This window comes from Pseudomonas sp. GL_139_B (assembly GCF_057834475.1).
In genome coordinates, this window is sequence record NZ_CM174403.1 from 3,133,786 (window position 1) to 3,150,483 (window position 16,698).

Below are 16,698 nucleotides of genomic sequence, written 5' to 3' on the forward strand. Positions count from 1 at the left end.
CCATGAAAAAGTCGCCCCTCGCTTTGCTGCTGACCCTAGGCTTGCTCAACACTCCGCTTTCAGCGTTCGCGGCGACCGCGCCGCTGGACCTGGTGGGGCCGGTGTCGGACTACAAGATCTACGTCACCGAACAACTGGACGAACTGGCCAGCCACACCCAGCAGTTCACCGACGCGGTGAAAAAAGGCGACCTGGCGACTGCGCAAAAACTCTACGCCCCGACTCGCGTCTACTACGAGTCGATCGAGCCGATTGCCGAACTGTTCAGTGACCTGGACGCGTCCATCGACTCCCGAGTCGACGATCACGAAAAAGGCGTGAAAGCCGAAGATTTCACCGGATTCCACCGCATTGAGTACTCGCTGTTCTCGGAAAAGAGCACTCAGGGCTTGGGCGACTTGGCGGACGGTCTGAATAAAGACGTCAAAGACCTGCAAACCCGCGTGGCCGGCCTGACCTTCCCGCCTGAAAAAGTCGTTGGCGGCGCGGCCGCGTTGCTGGAAGAAGTGGCGGCGACCAAGATTTCCGGCGAAGAAGACCGTTACAGCCACACCGACCTGTATGACTTCCAGGGCAACGTCGACGGCGCGAAGAAAATCGTTGACCTGTTCCGTCCGCAGATCGAGAAGCAAGACCCGGCGTTCATTGCCAAAGTCGACAAGAACTTTGCGACCGTGGACAAGATCCTGGCCAAGTACAAGACCAAGGAGGGTGGTTTCGAAACGTATGACAAGGTGAAAGAGAGCGACCGTAAAGCGCTGGTTGGGCCGGTGAATACGTTGGCTGAAGATTTGTCGACGTTGCGCGGAAAGCTCGGGTTGAACTGAGGTTTTTATAGCTTCTGGGCTGTCCCCTTCGCGAGCAGGCTCGCTCCCACAGGGGGTTTGTGTCGTTCACAAATCCAGTGTGGGAGCGAGCCTGCTCGCGAAGGCATTATCACTACCACCGATATTCCCCCCGCCCCTCCCATACCCGCGCTACCATCCCCCGCAAACAACAAAAGCTCACGGAAGACTCACCCATGACCACCCCCGCCTTCGACCTGCGCCCATTAATGGTGGCCAACATGGCCTGTTCCATGTCGATGATGGCGTTCGTCTCGCTGATCGGCCCGATTGCCCGAGTGCTGGGCCTTGCCACGTGGCAGGCCGGTGCGGCGGTGACCGTGTCCGGGGTGATCTGGATGCTGCTTGCCCGCCCGTGGGGCCAGGCCAGCGACCGCTATGGCCGGCGCCGCATTCTGTTGATCGCCACCGCCGGTTTTACCCTCGCCTATTGGGCCTTGTGCCTGTTCATCGACGCGTCATTGCGCTTTCTGCCGTCGGCGCTATTGGGGTTCATCGGTTTGATGGTCGGGCGCGGATTGATCGGAGTGTTCTACGCGGCCATCCCGGTAGGCGGAAATGCGCTGATCGCTGACAACATCGAACCGCAGCATCGCGCCAAAGCCATGGCCGCATTGGGCGCCGCCAACGCCTGTGGCTTGGTGATCGGGCCCGCCATCGCCGCGTTGCTCTCGCGTTTCAGTTTGAGTCTGCCGTTCTACGCCATGGCCGTCCTGCCGTTGCTGGCTTTTCTGGTGTTGCGCTTCAAGCTCAAGGGCCAGGAATTGCACCTGCGGCAAGTACCGCGCAAGGTGCACCTGAATGATCCGCGCCTGCGTCGGCCCATGGCGGTCGCGTTTGTGGCGATGTTGTGTGTGTCAATTGCGCAGATCACCGTCGGTTTCTTCGCCCTCGACCGACTCGGCATGAGTCCTGCCGACGCTGCGCAAACCGCAGGCATAGCCCTGACCATGGTCGGTTTCGCGTTGATCTGTTCGCAACTGGTGGTGCGCCGCCTGGAATGGCCGCCGCTGCGGTTGATCCGCGCGGGTGCACTGGTGGCGTCCGTGGGATTTGCCGGCAGTATCCTGGCGAATACCGCATGGGGCTTGTGGCTGTGCTTTTTCGTGTCGGCGGGTGGGATGGGGCTGATCTTTCCGTCATTCGCAGCGCTGGCAGCGAACGCCGTGGACGCCTCAGAGCAAGGCGCGACGGCGGGCTCCATCGGCGCTGCGCAAGGTTTTGGCGTGGTCATCGGGCCATTGGCAGCCACATTGATCTATGACCTCGAACCGCGCCTGCCCTATCTGGTGGCCGCTGCGCTACTGCTGCTGGTGGCCCTGTGGCCAAAGCCCCCGGCAGCGTTGAGCCTTACAGAATCCGATAGAGCAACCGTTCGATCCGCACCCGACTGACGCGCGTGAGGAACTTGGCCACGGCCGGCGGGTAGTCCAGCAGCGTTTCGAGGTCCTGGTAACGCTCGATGCGCTGGGTGTTCTGAAAAATCTCCACCAGTTCGGCCTTGCGCGGCTCCAGCAATTCGCCTTTCGGGTCATCGATCAGCAGCGCGTTTTCCAGGTCAAGGCGGAAGGCCCGCGGGTTGAGGTTGTTGCCGGTCAGCAAGGTATAGCGCTGGTCGATCCACATGCCTTTGAGGTGATAGGTGTTGTCGCCATCACGCCACAAATGCAGGTTCAGCTTGCCGCTGTCGATGCTGTGCTGATGCTTTTTGGCAAAGCGTCGCAGGCTGATCTCGTAGAGGTACGGCAGCGCTGCGATCACCTTGAACGGCTCGCTCGGCGGGATGTAGAAATCGTTGGCGGTCTTGTCGCCGACCACAATGTCGACCTTCACGCCGCGGCCCAGCGCCCGGTTTATTTCCCGGGTCACCGCCAGTGGCAGGTTGAAATACGGTGTGCAGATGGTCAAGTGGTGCTGGGCGCTGGCGATCAACTCGCAAATCACCCGGTTCAATGGATTATTCTTGCCCACACCGAGCAATGGACTGACCGACAAACCATCCTTCAACGTGGTGCCCGCCGTGGTGTCGTACGCCGCGTGCTTGAGTCGGCTACGCAAGTCGCCGATGTCGTGGCGCAGGCTGCGGGTGGTCGGTAGGTTCGGCAAGTCGAGGCGGTGCACGGCTTTGGACGCTATGAAGCCGTGCTGAATCAGATGCTGCATCGAATTGGCCAGCGCCTGGTTCTGCAATACGTGATAACGGTCGAAGCGGTATTTGTCGAACTTGTGCAGGTAAACGTTGTTCAGGCTCGCACCGCTGTAAATCACGCAATCATCAATGACAAAGCCCTTTAAATGCAGCACGCCGAACAGTTCGCGTGTTTGCACCGGCACGCCATACACCGGCACCTCACTGGCGTGGGTGCGGGTCGCTTCCTGATACCACGCCGAGTTGCCAGGTTGCTTGCCGGCACCAATCAAGCCGCGCTGGGCACGCAGCCAGTCAACCACCACGACCACGTCCAGTTCCGGACGCGCGAGTTTGGCGGCGTGCAAGGCATCGAGAATTTCCTGGCCGGCTTCATCCTGTTGCAGATACAGCGCGACTATATAGATGCGGTGCGTGGCCTGGGCGATTTTCTCCAGCAGGCAACGACGAAATTCGGCAGCGCCGGAAAGGATGGTGACGGCATCGGCGGTCAGCGGAAAACTGCGCAGTTTGGGCAGCAGAGAGCGTTTGAAAAGCGACGGCATAGGGCTCGCAGTGGGTCGAATCCGAAGAATTCATGAGCTTACACCATGGATCGGTTCGGGTCTTGTTAGCGTCTGCAATACCGCCATCGCGAGCAGGCTCGCTCCTATATTGGTATACATATCTCCTGCGGGAGCGAGCCTGCTCGCGATGGCGGTATTACAGGCGATGAAAACTCCTGCTGACCAAGGAGAACGATCGTTCTACTGTTTGCAACATGAACAAACTGACCAGCAACGTGTTTGAACTTTACTTTTACAGGGAGACTTTACATGCCTAACGCTGAAGTTCGTCCGCCATTACCGCCCTTCACCCGCGAATCGGCCATCGAAAAAGTTCGTCTGGCCGAAGACGGCTGGAACTCCCGCGACCCGGAACGGGTGTCGCTGGCCTACACGCTTGACACTAAATGGCGCAACCGCGCCGAGTTCGCAAACAACCGCGAAGAAGCCAAAGCTTTTCTGACCCGCAAATGGGCCAAGGAACTGGATTACCGCTTGATCAAGGAACTCTGGGCCTTCACCGGCAACCGCATCGCCGTGCGTTATGCCTATGAATGGCACGACGACTCGGGCAACTGGTTCCGATCCTACGGCAACGAAAACTGGGAGTTCGACGAGAACGGACTGATGGCCAATCGGTTTGCCAGTATCAACGACCTGCCGATCAAGGAAAGCGAGCGCAAATACCGTTGGCCGCTGGGGCGCCGGCCGGATGATCACCCTGGGCTGTCCGACCTCGGTCTGTAAATCCACCTAAATACAAAACTGTAGGAGTGAGCCTGCTCGCGATCGCGGTGCATCCGTCACTGGATGTATTGACTGACACTCAGCCATCGCGAGCAGGTTCGCTCCCACAGGAATCAGTGGTGCTGCAGAGATTTGATGTGGGAGCCAGCCTGCTGGTGATGAGGCCAGACAGGTCGCCGCAGAAGTCGGATCTAGGTAAGATAGCGCCCCTTCCCCGCAGCCCTTTCCTGCACCCCGCCGAATAAGCCGATTCCATGCCTTTCGAACTCAGCGTTGACCTCACCACCCTGGCCATTTTGGCCTTTGTTGCCTTCATTGCCGGTTTCATCGACGCGATTGCCGGGGGGGGCGGTCTGCTGACCACCCCGGCATTGCTGACCGCAGGCCTACCGCCGCACTTGGTACTGGGCACCAACAAGTTGAGTTCGACCTTCGGCTCGGCCACCGCCAGTTTTACCTTCTACCGTCGCAAGCTGTTCCATCCCCGGCAGTGGGTACACGCCATCGTTGGCACACTTGTCGGCGCACTGACCGGCGCCATCGTCGCGCATTACTTGCCGGCGGAATGGCTGAACAAAATGCTCCCGGTGATCGTCTTCGCCTGCGGCGTGTATCTGTTGTTTGGCGGCACCCCCAAAGCGCCCCTGGACAGCGATGCACCGATCAATAAAAAGTGGCAATCGACCCAAGGCTTCAGCCTCGGTTTCTACGACGGCGTGGCCGGTCCCGGCACGGGCGCGTTCTGGACCGTCAGCAGCCTGCTGATGTACCCCATCGATCTGGTGAAAGCCAGCGGCGTGGCGCGCAGCATGAACTTCGTCAGCAACATTGCGGCGCTGTCGGTGTTTGTGTTTTCCGGACAGGTGGACTGGATCATCGGCCTGAGCATGGGCGTGTCGGTGATGGCCGGCGCATTCTTTGGGGCTCGCACCGCCATCAGCGGCGGCGCGAAGTTCATCCGTCCAGTGTTCATCACCGTGGTGCTGGGATTGACCGTGCGGTTAGCCTGGCAACACTGGTTCAGCGTGGCCTAAGCGCCGCGCCACATAAACGTCTATCAGGTAACGGGCAATCGAGCGCGACGCCGGCAACGGCGGCAGCGCGTGAACGTTGAACCATTGGGCGTCTTCGATTTCGTCTTCCTGACAGACAATCTCGCCACCAGCGTACTCGGCATGGAAACCCAGCATCATTGAGTGTGGGAACGGCCAGCACTGGCTGCCCAGATACTGGATGTTCTTTACCTCAATCTGCACTTCCTCGCGTACCTCGCGAATCAGGCAGTCTTCGGCGGATTCGCCCGGCTCGGCAAACCCTGCCAGCGTACTGTAAACCCCGCTGACGAAACGGGGCGAACGGGCCAGCAACACTTCATCACCACGGGTCACCAGCACGATCATGCTCGGCGAAATACGCGGGTAATAGCGCAAATCACACGGCTCGCAGTACATCGCCCGCTCACGTGGAACTTGCGTTGCCGCCTGACCACAGTTGCCACAAAAGCGATGTTCACGGTACCAGGTGCCAATTTGCGCGGCATAACCCAGCACCTTGTACACCGTGTGATCGCCTTCGAGCATGAACGCCCGCAGACCTTTCCAGTTGCAACCCGCCACGTCGCTGGCGCTGCGCAGTTCCAGCAGATAGACCGGCTCACCGTCCAGATGGCCGATGCCGTGTTCGGCGAGAATCGACAAGTCCTGGCGCTTGAGCCATTCACGCGGGAACAGCGCGCCATTGTCATCGAACAGGAAGCCTTCCGGGCTGCGGGCCACGGCCCAGCCGCCGGGTTGGTCGGTGTCCAGTACTGCGGTGGTCCAGCGTGAAGTCATGTTTAATCAATCCAGAAATTCGGGTTTCTGTTTGCTCATATGGGCAGCCATAGCCACGCGCAAGTCAGTGGATTGCAGCATGGCGGCGTTCCAGGTGGCGACGTATTCAAGGCCATCGTCGATGCGATGGTCGCGCATGTAGTTGATCATTTCTTTGGTGCCCGTCACTGCAATCGGCGACTTGCTGGCGATCTCGCGGGCAATGCCCATGACGCCATCCAGCAGGCTGGCGTTGTCGCTGTAGACGCGATTGACCAATCCGATGGTGCGCGCTTCGTCGGCGCCAAACGTGCGACCAGTGTAAGCCAGTTCACGCAGCATGCCGTCGCCGATGATGCGCGGCAAGCGTTGCAAGGTGCCGACGTCGGCGGCCATGCCGATGTCGATTTCCTTGATCGAGAATTGCGCGTCTTGGGCGGCGTAGCGCATGTCGCAGGCGGCAATCAGGTCGATGGCACCACCCAGGCAATAACCCTGAATTGCCGCCAGTACGGGCTTGCGGCAATTGTCGACAGCATTAAACGACGCTTGCAGGGCGAGGATCTTGCGGCGCAGCAGGCGCGCGTTGCGACCTACATCTTTGCCCAGTTCATTGGCCACGCCGGCCAGCATCATCAGATCGATGCCGGAGGAGAAATGCTTGCCGGCACCGCTGAGGACCACGACGCGCGCTTCGTCGGTGTCATCGATCCACTGGAAAATCTCGATGATCTCGCTCCAGAACGCAGCGTTCATCGAGTTGATTTTTTCCGGGCGGTTGATCTGCACATGAGCGATGTTGTCGGCGAGTTCGACGGTGAACGCGGTGTACTGAGACATGGCAGTGATCCTTTTACCGGGCAAAAAAATGAGGCCCGGACTATAACAAGGCATGGGTGGGGCTAGTAAGGCAGTGGTTCGGCCAAAAGCGGGACTGGCTTCTGGATCTCCTGCGACTGTGCTTGCCCGCGATTGGCCGCAATACCTATCTAACTGACCTTCACCACCAAAAAAGCGCCCGGGCCCTAATGCTGTCGAACATAGCGACAAGGTTTGCACTTTCCTTGAAAAGTTCCCCAGAAAGAAATGAATAATTGTTCTCACTGCGGTGTTCTTAGTTCATGACCCAAACAAATCGTGGTTTTAACCGAAACCCGTAACCCTTGGAGCCTTGCCCATGAACGCGCGCTTTGCTGTTTTCACCGCCCCGCTGCTGCTTGCCGGTTGTCTGACGGCTGCGCTGACCAGTTCGCTGGCCCTGGCCCATGGCGACGATGACGCGCCCGCCAAACCCAACTGCCCCAAAGGCCAGGTCTTCGACTCCAGATCTCAAAAATGCCTCAAGCAAACCAATAATCTGGTGCCGGACGACGACCGCACCAATTACGCCTATCGTCTAGCCAAAGACGGTCGTTACGAAGAAGCCTTGGCCTTGCTCGATACGCTAAAAGAACCGAATACTGCCAAAGCCTTGAACTATCGCGGTTACGCCACGCGTAAACTGGGGCGCACCGACGAAGGTATCGGTTACTACCTGCAATCGGTCAAACTCGACCCGCAGTATGCGAAAGTGCGCGAGTACCTCGGCGAAGCGTATGTGATCAAAGGTCGAGTGGACCTGGCTCAGGAGCAGTTGCAGCACATCAAATCGATCTGCGGCAGCACCTGCGAGGAATACCAGGATCTGGCCGAGGCTATTATCCATTCATCGAAAACCTGACACCGATATAGAACGACGGAGGTCGCCATCGCCAGCGATCAGGTAATACGGGCAGAACTGAGCCAGCATTTAGCGCGTTTGTGGCGCTATGGCTTGCTGCTGTCCCGGCAACGGCATGTGGCCGAAGACCTGGTACAGGCGACCTGCGTTCGGGCGCTTGAGCGTGCCGGGCAGTTTGACCCTGACACGCGCATGGACCGCTGGCTACTGAGCATTCTGCATTCGATCTGGCTCAACGAAGTGCGCGCCCGGCGGGTGCGCCAGGGTCAGGGCTTGGTGGATGCCGAAAGCCAGTTGTCGTTTGACGGTGAGCACGCGGCGCAAACCCATGTTCGCGCGGCTCAAGTGATCCGGCGAGTGGACGCGTTGCCCGAAGCCCAACGCGAAACGGTGTACCTGGCGTACGTCGAAGGTTTGTCGTACCGCGAAGTCGCCGAGCTGCTGCAAGTGCCCATTGGCACGGTCATGAGCCGGCTGGCCGCTGCTCGGACAAAACTGGCCGAATATCCACCGCTGCATGCCGTACCGAACCCATTCACGGGAGAACGTCGATGAACGATCGCGCCACACCCTCAGACGAGCAACTGGTGGCCTATCTCGACGACCAACTCGATGCCGAACAACGCACTCGCATCGACACGGCCATCGCCGAAGACTCGACGCTCAACCTACGCCTGCAATGGCTGGCCCGCAGCAGCCTGCCGTTCAAGGACGCTTTTGCCCAACTGTCGCAACAGGCGCCCATAGATCGTTTGCAGTCCATGCTCGACACCTTGCCTTCGCCTGAACGTCCGTCGATGGATCGTCGCTGGTTTCTGGCGGCTGCGGCCGGGTTGGTAATCACCAGCGTGGTGGCGGACCGCTTGTTCCTCGGCTGGCAATTAAGTCAGGAAAAGAACAATTGGCGCGGGTTGGTGGCAGATTACATGTCGCTCTATGTGCCAGAAACCCTGGAACACTTGCCCAGCGATGAAGCCACCCAGCTTGCGCAACTGCGCTCCATCGATACGCGCCTGGGCCTGAACCTTGCGCCCGCGAAGCTGATCTTGCCGCGCTCTGAGTTCAAGCGCGCGCAAATCCTCGAATACGATGGTGTGCCGATTGCCCAGATCACCTACCTGGACCCGGCAAATGGCCCGATGGCGCTGTGCGTCACGCTCTCCAATAGCGGCAGCCGACACTTCGCCCGTGAGCGCCGGCACGGCATGAACGTCGTGTACTGGGCAGACATGGAACACGCGTGGATGCTGATCGGACACAACCCGGCGGCGGAGCTCGAAGACATGGCGAAGTTATTGAGGGGGCGACTTAGCGCTTGAGTGAAGTTCCACTATGCTTGGCCTGAGATTTTCCAAGGAGGAACCAACTCATGCCAATTGATTCACGCACTGCCCTACTAGTCATCGATATGCAAAACGACTTCATTCCCGGCGGCCAGCTACCGGTGCCGGAGGGGGATGTGATCGTGCCTTTGATCAACCGTCTCGGCGGCCATTTCAAACAGGTGATCATCGCCCAGGACTGGCACCCGCCCGGACACGCCTCGTTCGCTTCCAGCCATCCCGGTCGCAAGCCTTATGATGTGATTCAGCTGCCTTACGGCGCGCAAACGCTCTGGCCGGATCATTGCGTGCGCGCCACCGCCGGGGCCGAGTTACATAAGGACCTGACCCTGCCCCACGCACAACTGATCATCCGCAAGGGTTGCAACCCGGACATCGACAGTTATTCGGCGTTTCTGGAGGCAGATCGAACCACCACCACAGGCTTGGCCGGCTATCTGAAAGAACGTGGTGTCGACACCGTTTACCTGGTCGGACTGGCGCTGGATTTCTGCGTGATGTTCTCGGCGCTGGATGCCCGGGCGGCCGGTTTCAATGCGTTTGTGGTGATGGATGCGTGCCGCGCGATTGATCTTGAGGGTTCGTTGGCGGCAGCGATTGATCGGATGCAAGTGGCGGGGGTCGGGCTGATCTCAGCGAACGAAGTGCCGGGCTGAACCTGTGTAGCAGCTGTCGAGCAGCGCGAGGCTGCGTCCGGCAGCGAAGCTGTCGTGAAATCAGGTGACGTGGTCTTTCAGGAGGACCGCGTTTTCAGGTTTTACGACTGCTACGCAGGCTCGGCAGCTGCTACAAAGAATGCGTCAGGATTGGGTAGGTAACCACAAACGGAACCGTGCGCCGCCCAGCGGCGACGGTTCGACGGTCAGCGTGCCACCCTGCGCTTCCAGTGCCCGACGGCTGATCGCCAGCCCTAAGCCAAACCCACCCGTAGCCCGATCCCGACTGCGATCCAGCCGATAGAACGGTTCGAAGATCCGCTCTCGCTCGTCATCGGGAATGCCGATCCCATCGTCATCCACCCAGATTTCACAACCCTTCGCACATACCTGCACACCAATTTGAATGCGATTTTCGCAATAACGCATGGCATTGCGCAGCAAGTTCTGAATTGCGCGGGCGGTCAGGCGTGGGTCAAGCGCGAAGCGCTCGAGTTGGCCATGAAGCCGCACATCCATCACGACATGCGGCGACTCCAGTTCTTCATCAACGCTCCCCAGAATGCTGTCGATAAACTCGTCCAGCGATACCTCAACTTGCTCCGGCAACTGGGCAGGGTTTTGCAAGCGGCTGTAGGACAGCAACTCCAGGACCAATTCATCGAGTTCGCGGATGTGCGCGACCAGACTTTGCAAGCGCTCGCGACTGGCCGCGGGCAAATCGTCGGACAGCGCCAGGGCCAGGCCGAAATCCAGGCGGGTCAGAGGCGTGCGCAGTTCGTGGGACACGGCGTTGAGCAAGTCGCGCTGCTGGTTCAGCAAGTTTTCGATGTCGCCGGCCATGGTGTCGAAGACGTTAGCCAGGCTGCCGATGTTGGAGTGTCGGGAAATCTGCGTGCGCTCGCTCAAGTGGCCTTTGCCGAAACGTTCGGCGGTACCTTTGAGGCGTTCCAGGTCGCGCCAGTGCGGGCGTAGCCACAGTAGCAGGCACGCGAGCATGGTCGCGCCGATCAGCACGTTGATGCTCCAGTACAACAGGCTGACGTCCATTGGGTCCGGCGGCACAACCATTTGTACGACCAATTGCTGGTTCAGCGGCGCCACAGCCAAAGTGCGCCAGCCCCAGTCGCCGATGCGCACCACGTTCTCGCCGCGCTGCAGGCTTTCGCGCTCGAACAGGGTGAAATCGGGATCATCATTGCGCGTCAAAACGATGTGTAGCGGGGCGAAATCCTTGTCCAGCTCGACCGCCATTGCCGGCCATTGCGCTTCGGGCACGGCGTGGAATTGTTTGACGATGAGGGTTTGCAAGCCGCGTGAATAGTCGAGGTTGTAGGTGACGAAGCGCTCATGGAAAATTTTGACCACCAGGTCTGGCACCAGGTAAATCGCCGCGCTGAACGAAACGATGGTCACCAGGTACAGGCGAAACAGAATCCTGAACATCGTCTCAACATTCCCACTCGGAACGGCTGAACAGATAACCCTTGCCCCATACGGTCTTGATCTTGCGCGCCTCGCCCGCGTTGTCGTCGAATTTGCGCCGCAACTTGGAAATCGCCACATCCACCGAGCGGTCGGTACCGTTGAATTCGATGCCGCGCAGGCGCTGCAGGATCTGGTCGCGGCTCAGCACTTCGCCGGCATGTCGGGCCAGTACCACTAAAAGGTTGTACTCGCCGCTGGACAGCTCGACCAGTTGCTCACGCCACGTCACGGTGCGCTCGGACAGGTCGATGCATAGGTTGCCCATTAGGATACGGTCGTTGGCCGTCTGCGGCTCACCAAGGCTGCTGCGGCGCAACAGCGTGCGCACGCGTGCCAACAATACGCGGGGCTCGCAGGGCTTGGTGACGTAGTCGTCGGCACCCATTTCCAGGCCCAGGACTTGATCGTGGCTGTCGTCGCGGGCGGTGAGCATCAGGATTGGCAGCGTGGCCGAATCTGCGCGCAGCAAACGGCAGACTTGAAGACCGTCGAGGCCCGGCAGCATCAGGTCGAGGATCACCAGGTCCGGCGGGTTGACCCGCGCGCGCTCACGCACGTGGTCACCACGGCTGATCACGCTGACTGAATAGCCATTGCGTTCCAGGTAGCTGGAAATCAGTTCGGAGAGCGCGGAGTCGTCTTCGACCAGGAGGATGTCGGGCATGGGGTGTTCCAGAAAGTGCAGTGGCGACTGATAGATCGCTATCGCGGGCAAGCCCGCTCCCACAGTGGCCGGTGGTGTTCACAGATTCTGTGTCCACATCAGATCCCTATGGGAGCGGGCTTGCCCGCGATGACGGCATAACAGTCGCAAAATATATCAAGTCGCCAAGGATATACGCCCTCACCCCCGCCTGAGTAAAACCCTTACACAATTTCACACTGCACCAACAAAGCTTCACCGCTACCCTCCTCGGCGCCCCGTAGGATGCGGGGGGTCAATATTGGGGTATTTCCATGTCAAAGAATCTGCTTGCCGCGTTCGGACTGCTTGCACTGGCGCTGACGCTGAGCGCCTGTGACAAGCCCTCCAACGCCGAAGAACAGGCACCGCTGTCCACCGTGCGTATAGAAACCATCGAAGCCCGACCGCTGTCGATCACCAGCGAATTAAGCGGACGGATTGCTGCGCCACGGATGGCCGAAGTCCGCGCCCGTGTCGCCGGCGTCGTGTTGCAACGCACCTTCAATGAAGGCAGCGATGTAAAAAAAGGCGACGTGCTGTTCCGTATCGATCCGGCGCCGTTCAAAGCGGATCTGGACAGCGCCGAAGCGGCGTTGCGCAAAGCCGAGGCCAATGCGTTCCAGGCCCGGCTGCAAGAGCAGCGTTATGCCCAATTGATTGAAGGCAATGCCATCAGCGGCCAGGACTACGACAACGCCCGTGCCAACGTGCGGCAAACTGCAGCCGACGTCGCCGCCAACAAGGCCGCCGTGGAGCGGGCGAAACTCAACCTTGGTTACGCCACCGTGACCGCACCCATTTCCGGCCGCATCGGTCGCGCACTGGTGACCGAAGGCGCTCTGGTCGGGCAGAACGAAACCACGCCACTGGCGCTGATTCAGCAACTCAATCCCATTCATGCTGACCTGACCCAGTCGACCCGCGAACTCAACAACCTGCGCCGGGCCTTCCGCTCCGGCCAGTTGCAGCAAGTCGGTCAGGGTCAAGCCAAAGCGACGTTGATCCAGGACGACGGCAGCCTCTACCCACTCCCGGGCAAGCTGCTGTTCACCGACATAACCGTGGACCCCGGCACTGGCCAGATCATCCTGCGCAGCGAATTCCCCAACCCGGAGTTCGACTTGCTACCCGGCAGCTTCGTGCGTGTACGTTTGGAGCAAGCGGTGAACCAGCAAGGCATCAGCGTGCCGCAACGGGCCGTCCAGCGGGACAGTGCCGGTATTGCGCAAGTGTTGCTGCTCGACGCCGAAGAGCGCGTTGGCTTGCAACCGGTTGAACTGGGCGCGGAGCAGGACGATCGCTGGATCGTTACCGGCGGCCTCAAGCCTGGCGACCGCATCGTCATCGAAGGCCTGCAACACGCGCGTCCCGGTGAGCAGGTCCAGATCGACAGTACCCCTCTTCCACTTGCCCAGGTTTCTGGTCAGTAAGCAGGACGCTTTTTTATGCCGCAGTTCTTTATTGATCGCCCGGTGTTCGCCTGGGTGGTTGCGTTGTTCATGCTGCTGGCCGGTGCACTGGCCATTCCGCAGTTGCCGGTGGCGCAATACCCCGACGTGGCACCGCCACAAATCGAAATTTACGCCGCGTATCCGGGCGCTTCGTCACAGACAGTGGACGAAAGCGTGGTCAGCCTGATCGAGGAAGAACTCAACGGCGCCGATCATTTGCTTTATTTCGAGTCGCAAAGCAGCCTTGGCAGCGCCACCATCAAGGCCACGTTTCAACCGGGCACTGACCCGGAAATGGCCCAGGTTGATGTGCAAAACCGCCTCAAGGTGGTCGAGTCGCGGCTGCCGCAGGCGGTGATTCAGCAAGGCCTGCAGGTAGAAAAAGTTTCCGCCGGTTTCCTGCTGCTGGTCACCCTCACTTCCAGCGACGGCAAACTCGACGACGTAGCGCTCAGCGATTACCTGGCGCGCAACGTGATGAACGAGATCAAGCGCCTGGACGGCGTCGGCAAGGCGCAGTTGTATGGCGCCGAACGGGCCATGCGCATCTGGATCGATCCGCAGAAGCTGATCGGTTTCAACCTGACCCCGGCCGACGTCAACGCCGCCATAGTCGCGCAAAACGCCCAGGTGTCCGCCGGCAGCATTGGCGACCTGCCGACTCGCACCACACAGGAAATCACCGCGACCATTTTGGTGACGGGCCAATTATCAACGCCGCAAGAGTTTGCCGACATTGTCCTCAAGGCCAACCCAAATGGTTCTACCGTGCGCATAGGCGATGTCGCGCGGGTCGAGATCGGCAGCCAGGACTACAATTTCTCTACCCGCCTGAACGGCAAACCGTCGACCGCCGTCAGCGTGCAACTGGCACCCGGTGCCAATGCCCTTAGCACCGCCACGCGGGTGCGCGCGAAGATGGACGAACTGTCGCGCTACTTCCCGGCTGGCGTGGAATTCAAGATCCCTTACGACACCTCGCCCTTCGTCAAAGTCTCGATTACCAAAGTGGTTTACACCCTTGGCGAGGCCATGCTGCTGGTGTTTGCGGTGATGTTTCTGTTCCTGCAAAACATCCGCTATACGCTGATCCCGACGCTGGTGGTGCCGGTCGCGCTGATGGGTACGTTCGCGACGATGTTGGTGCTGGGCTTCTCGATCAACGTGCTGACCATGTTCGGCATGGTGCTGGCCATCGGTATTCTGGTCGATGACGCCATTGTGGTGGTGGAGAACGTTGAGCGGATCATGGTCACTGAAGGCCTGTCGCCCAAGGAAGCGACGCGCAAGGCGATGAAGCAAATCACCGGGGCGATCATCGGCATCACGCTGGTGCTGGTGGCGGTGTTTATTCCGATGGCTTTCATGCAGGGTTCGGCAGGGGTGATTTACCGCCAGTTCTCGTTGTCCATGGCCACCTCGATCCTGTTCTCGGCGTTCCTTGCGTTGACGTTGACCCCGGCGTTGTGCGCCACGCTGCTCAAGCCGATTACCAAGGGCGAGCATCACGACAAAAGCGGTTTCTTCGGATGGTTCAACCGGGGTTTTGACCGTTTGACCGAACGTTATGAAGGCTGGGTCGCCTACGCACTGAAACGCAGCGGGCGTTACCTGCTGATCTATGGCGTGCTGCTGATCGGACTGGGGGTGTGTTTCAGTCGCCTGCCCTCCTCGTTCCTGCCGGTCGAGGACCAGGGTTACACCATCACTGATATACAACTGCCACCCGGTGCAAGCAGGAACCGGACGGTGCAGGTGGTTGAGCAGATTGAGGCGCATAACGCCACGGAACCGAGCATCGGCGACAGCACGATTATTCTCGGCTTCAGTTTTTCCGGCAGCGGGCAGAACGCCGCGCTGTCGTTCGCCACGCTCAAGGATTGGTCTGATCGCAGCAGTGACGATTCAGCGAGTTCGATTGCCGACCGAGCCAACGCCGCGCTGAGTCAGATCAAGGACGCCGTGGTTTTTTCCGTGTTGCCACCACCGGTTGACGGTCTCGGCACTTCCAGCGGCTTCGAGTTCCGCTTGCAGGACCGTGGCGGTCTTGGCCATACCACGCTGATGCAAGCCCGCAGTGAACTGCTCGCCGCTGCCGAAAAAAGCCCGATCCTGATGAACGTGCGCGAAAGCGCCTTGGCCGAAGCGCCGCTAGTGCAACTGGACGTCGACCGCAAGCAAGCCAACGCGCTGGGCGTGTCGTTTGCCGACATTGGTAACGTGCTGTCCACCGCCGTTGGTTCGGCTTACATCAACGACTTCCCCAATCAGGGACGGATGCAGCGTGTGGTGGTGCAGGCCGAAGGCGATCAACGCAGCCAGGTGGCCGACCTGTTGAAGATGCACGTGCGCAACAACACCGGACAAATGGTGCCCTTGTCGGCCTTCGTCAAGGCCAAATGGACCCAGGGCCCGGCGCAACTGACCCGCTACAACGGTTATCCGGCGGTCGCCATTTCGGGCGAGCCGTCGCCGGGCCACAGCACCAGTGAAGCCATGGCGGAAATCGAGCGACTGGTTGCACTGGGGCCGGCGGGATTGGGTCAGGAATGGACGGGGTTGTCGTTGCAGGAACGCTTGTCCGGCAGTCAGGCGCCGATTCTGCTCGGCCTGTCGCTGCTGATCGTGTTCCTGTGCCTGGCGGCTCTGTATGAAAGCTGGTCAATTCCGACTTCGGTGCTGCTGGTGGTGCCGCTGGGTGTGCTCGGCGCAGTATTGGCAGTGACCCTTCGCGGGATGCCCAACGATGTGTTTTTCAAGGTCGGGCTGATCACCATCATCGGCCTGTCAGCGAAGAACGCGATCCTCATCATTGAATTCGCCAAGAGCCTGTACGACGAAGGCCACGACTTGATCGACGCCACGTTGCAAGCCGCGCGGTTGCGACTGCGGCCGATTGTGATGACGTCGCTGGCGTTTATTCTCGGCGTGGTGCCGTTGGCGATTGCCACCGGGGCCAGCTCGGCGAGTCAGCAAGCGATTGGTACGGGGGTGATAGGCGGGATGATCACGGCAACGCTGGCGATGGTGTTTGTGCCGGTATTTTTTGTGGTGGTGATGAAGTTGGTGCGCAAACGGCACAAGGACATCTAACCACCACACAGATCCACTAATGTAGGAGCGAGCCGGCTCCGGGCGGCGTTCCGACGATGAGGCCATCAGACTCAACATCAATGTCGGCTATTAAGCCGCCATCGCGAGCAGGTTCGCTCCCACAGTCGATCGCGTTGCCGGCTGCACTGGGCTAAGGTATTTGCA

General features: G+C 59.7%; 15 protein-coding genes. 10 read left to right on the forward strand and 5 right to left on the reverse strand.

Translation table 11 applies throughout. The features are described 5' to 3' along the window. Positions 1 to 2: 2 nt before the first annotated feature. Positions 3 to 827, forward strand: a complete 825-nt coding sequence (efeO, locus tag AC3ISI_RS14275; RefSeq protein ID WP_489337562.1) for an iron uptake system protein EfeO — start codon at positions 3 to 5, stop codon at positions 825 to 827. 194 nt (positions 828 to 1,021) lie between these two features. Further along, positions 1,022 to 2,239, forward strand: a complete 1,218-nt coding sequence (locus tag AC3ISI_RS14280) for an MFS transporter (protein ID WP_489337563.1) — start codon at positions 1,022 to 1,024, stop codon at positions 2,237 to 2,239. On the opposite strand, the gene pssA is transcribed toward AC3ISI_RS14280, so the two are convergent. After that, positions 2,196 to 3,539 (reverse strand): CDP-diacylglycerol--serine O-phosphatidyltransferase, encoded by a 1,344-nt coding sequence (gene pssA / locus AC3ISI_RS14285; RefSeq protein ID WP_489337564.1) that lies wholly within the window; start codon positions 3,537 to 3,539, stop codon positions 2,196 to 2,198. The two genes, AC3ISI_RS14280 and pssA, sit on opposite strands and share 44 nt — an antisense overlap. Positions 3,540 to 3,809: 270 nt before the next feature. Here pssA and AC3ISI_RS14290 point away from each other — a divergent pair, with 270 nt between their 5' ends. Next, complete coding sequence (locus AC3ISI_RS14290) at positions 3,810 to 4,286, forward strand: nuclear transport factor 2 family protein (protein WP_489337565.1); 477 nt, start codon at positions 3,810 to 3,812, stop codon at positions 4,284 to 4,286. Positions 4,287 to 4,540: 254 nt separating this feature from the next. Next, a complete protein-coding gene (locus AC3ISI_RS14295) occupies positions 4,541 to 5,320 on the forward strand; it encodes a TSUP family transporter (protein ID WP_489337566.1) in 780 nt (259 codons plus the stop codon). On the opposite strand, the gene nudC is transcribed toward AC3ISI_RS14295, so the two are convergent. Together nudC and AC3ISI_RS14305 are read right to left on the reverse strand one after the other, a co-directional pair. Next, positions 5,288 to 6,118, reverse strand: coding sequence for an NAD(+) diphosphatase (nudC, locus tag AC3ISI_RS14300; RefSeq protein WP_489337567.1), 831 nt, complete (start codon positions 6,116 to 6,118; stop codon positions 5,288 to 5,290). The two genes, AC3ISI_RS14295 and nudC, sit on opposite strands and share 33 nt — an antisense overlap. A 6-nt stretch (positions 6,119 to 6,124) precedes the next feature. Beyond that, positions 6,125 to 6,937 (reverse strand): crotonase/enoyl-CoA hydratase family protein, encoded by an 813-nt coding sequence (locus AC3ISI_RS14305; protein WP_489337568.1) that lies wholly within the window; start codon positions 6,935 to 6,937, stop codon positions 6,125 to 6,127. A gap of 337 nt (positions 6,938 to 7,274) precedes the next feature. Between AC3ISI_RS14305 and AC3ISI_RS14310 the strand changes: the two genes are divergently transcribed. The 4 genes from AC3ISI_RS14310 to pncA are packed head-to-tail and all read left to right on the forward strand — an operon-like array spanning position 7,275 to position 9,816. After that, positions 7,275 to 7,817 carry a tetratricopeptide repeat protein gene (locus AC3ISI_RS14310; protein WP_489337569.1) on the forward strand — a complete coding sequence of 181 codons (543 nt, stop codon included), beginning with the start codon at positions 7,275 to 7,277 and terminating at the stop codon, positions 7,815 to 7,817. 57 nt (positions 7,818 to 7,874) lie between these two features. After that, on the forward strand, positions 7,875 to 8,372 hold the full coding sequence (locus tag AC3ISI_RS14315) for an RNA polymerase sigma factor (protein WP_489337715.1): 498 nt from the start codon (positions 7,875 to 7,877) through the stop codon (positions 8,370 to 8,372). Continuing rightward, positions 8,369 to 9,136: an anti-sigma factor family protein gene (locus AC3ISI_RS14320; RefSeq protein WP_489337570.1), complete on the forward strand. Its 768-nt coding sequence runs from the start codon at positions 8,369 to 8,371 to the stop codon at positions 9,134 to 9,136. Before AC3ISI_RS14315 ends, AC3ISI_RS14320 begins: the two co-directional genes overlap by 4 nt. 50 nt (positions 9,137 to 9,186) lie before the next feature. Then, entirely contained in the window at positions 9,187 to 9,816 is a 630-nt protein-coding gene (gene pncA / locus AC3ISI_RS14325) for a bifunctional nicotinamidase/pyrazinamidase (protein WP_489337571.1), read from the forward strand. A 144-nt stretch (positions 9,817 to 9,960) separates the two neighbouring features. On the opposite strand, the gene AC3ISI_RS14330 is transcribed toward pncA, so the two are convergent. Both AC3ISI_RS14330 and AC3ISI_RS14335 read right to left on the reverse strand, forming a co-directional pair. After that, positions 9,961 to 11,262: an ATP-binding protein gene (locus AC3ISI_RS14330; RefSeq protein ID WP_489337572.1), complete on the reverse strand. Its 1,302-nt coding sequence runs from the start codon at positions 11,260 to 11,262 to the stop codon at positions 9,961 to 9,963. 4 nt (positions 11,263 to 11,266) lie between these two features. Further along, entirely contained in the window at positions 11,267 to 11,968 is a 702-nt protein-coding gene (locus AC3ISI_RS14335; RefSeq protein ID WP_489337573.1) for a response regulator, read from the reverse strand. A 293-nt stretch (positions 11,969 to 12,261) separates the two neighbouring features. On the opposite strand from AC3ISI_RS14335, the gene AC3ISI_RS14340 reads away from it, so the two are divergent. Continuing rightward, positions 12,262 to 13,419 (forward strand): efflux RND transporter periplasmic adaptor subunit, encoded by a 1,158-nt coding sequence (locus AC3ISI_RS14340; protein ID WP_489337575.1) that lies wholly within the window; start codon positions 12,262 to 12,264, stop codon positions 13,417 to 13,419. A 15-nt stretch (positions 13,420 to 13,434) separates the two neighbouring features. Further along, complete coding sequence (locus tag AC3ISI_RS14345; RefSeq protein ID WP_489337576.1) at positions 13,435 to 16,533, forward strand: multidrug efflux RND transporter permease subunit; 3,099 nt, start codon at positions 13,435 to 13,437, stop codon at positions 16,531 to 16,533. Positions 16,534 to 16,698 lie beyond the last annotated feature (165 nt).

Bases quoted from the DNA above. Each gene is read 5' to 3' on its own strand.
- efeO (WP_489337562.1), top strand. From the start codon at position 3: ATGAAAAAGTCGCCCCTCGCTTTGCTGCTGACCCTAGGCTTGCTCAAC.
- AC3ISI_RS14280 (WP_489337563.1), top strand. From the start codon at position 1,022: ATGACCACCCCCGCCTTCGACCTGCGCCCATTAATGGTGGCCAACATG.
- pssA (WP_489337564.1), bottom strand. From the start codon at position 3,539: ATGCCGTCGCTTTTCAAACGCTCTCTGCTGCCCAAACTGCGCAGTTTT.
- AC3ISI_RS14290 (WP_489337565.1), top strand. From the start codon at position 3,810: ATGCCTAACGCTGAAGTTCGTCCGCCATTACCGCCCTTCACCCGCGAA.
- AC3ISI_RS14295 (WP_489337566.1), top strand. From the start codon at position 4,541: ATGCCTTTCGAACTCAGCGTTGACCTCACCACCCTGGCCATTTTGGCC.
- nudC (WP_489337567.1), bottom strand. From the start codon at position 6,118: ATGACTTCACGCTGGACCACCGCAGTACTGGACACCGACCAACCCGGC.
- AC3ISI_RS14305 (WP_489337568.1), bottom strand. From the start codon at position 6,937: ATGTCTCAGTACACCGCGTTCACCGTCGAACTCGCCGACAACATCGCT.
- AC3ISI_RS14310 (WP_489337569.1), top strand. From the start codon at position 7,275: ATGAACGCGCGCTTTGCTGTTTTCACCGCCCCGCTGCTGCTTGCCGGT.
- AC3ISI_RS14320 (WP_489337570.1), top strand. From the start codon at position 8,369: ATGAACGATCGCGCCACACCCTCAGACGAGCAACTGGTGGCCTATCTC.
- pncA (WP_489337571.1), top strand. From the start codon at position 9,187: ATGCCAATTGATTCACGCACTGCCCTACTAGTCATCGATATGCAAAAC.
- AC3ISI_RS14330 (WP_489337572.1), bottom strand. From the start codon at position 11,262: ATGTTCAGGATTCTGTTTCGCCTGTACCTGGTGACCATCGTTTCGTTC.
- AC3ISI_RS14335 (WP_489337573.1), bottom strand. From the start codon at position 11,968: ATGCCCGACATCCTCCTGGTCGAAGACGACTCCGCGCTCTCCGAACTG.
- AC3ISI_RS14340 (WP_489337575.1), top strand. From the start codon at position 12,262: ATGTCAAAGAATCTGCTTGCCGCGTTCGGACTGCTTGCACTGGCGCTG.
- AC3ISI_RS14345 (WP_489337576.1), top strand. From the start codon at position 13,435: ATGCCGCAGTTCTTTATTGATCGCCCGGTGTTCGCCTGGGTGGTTGCG.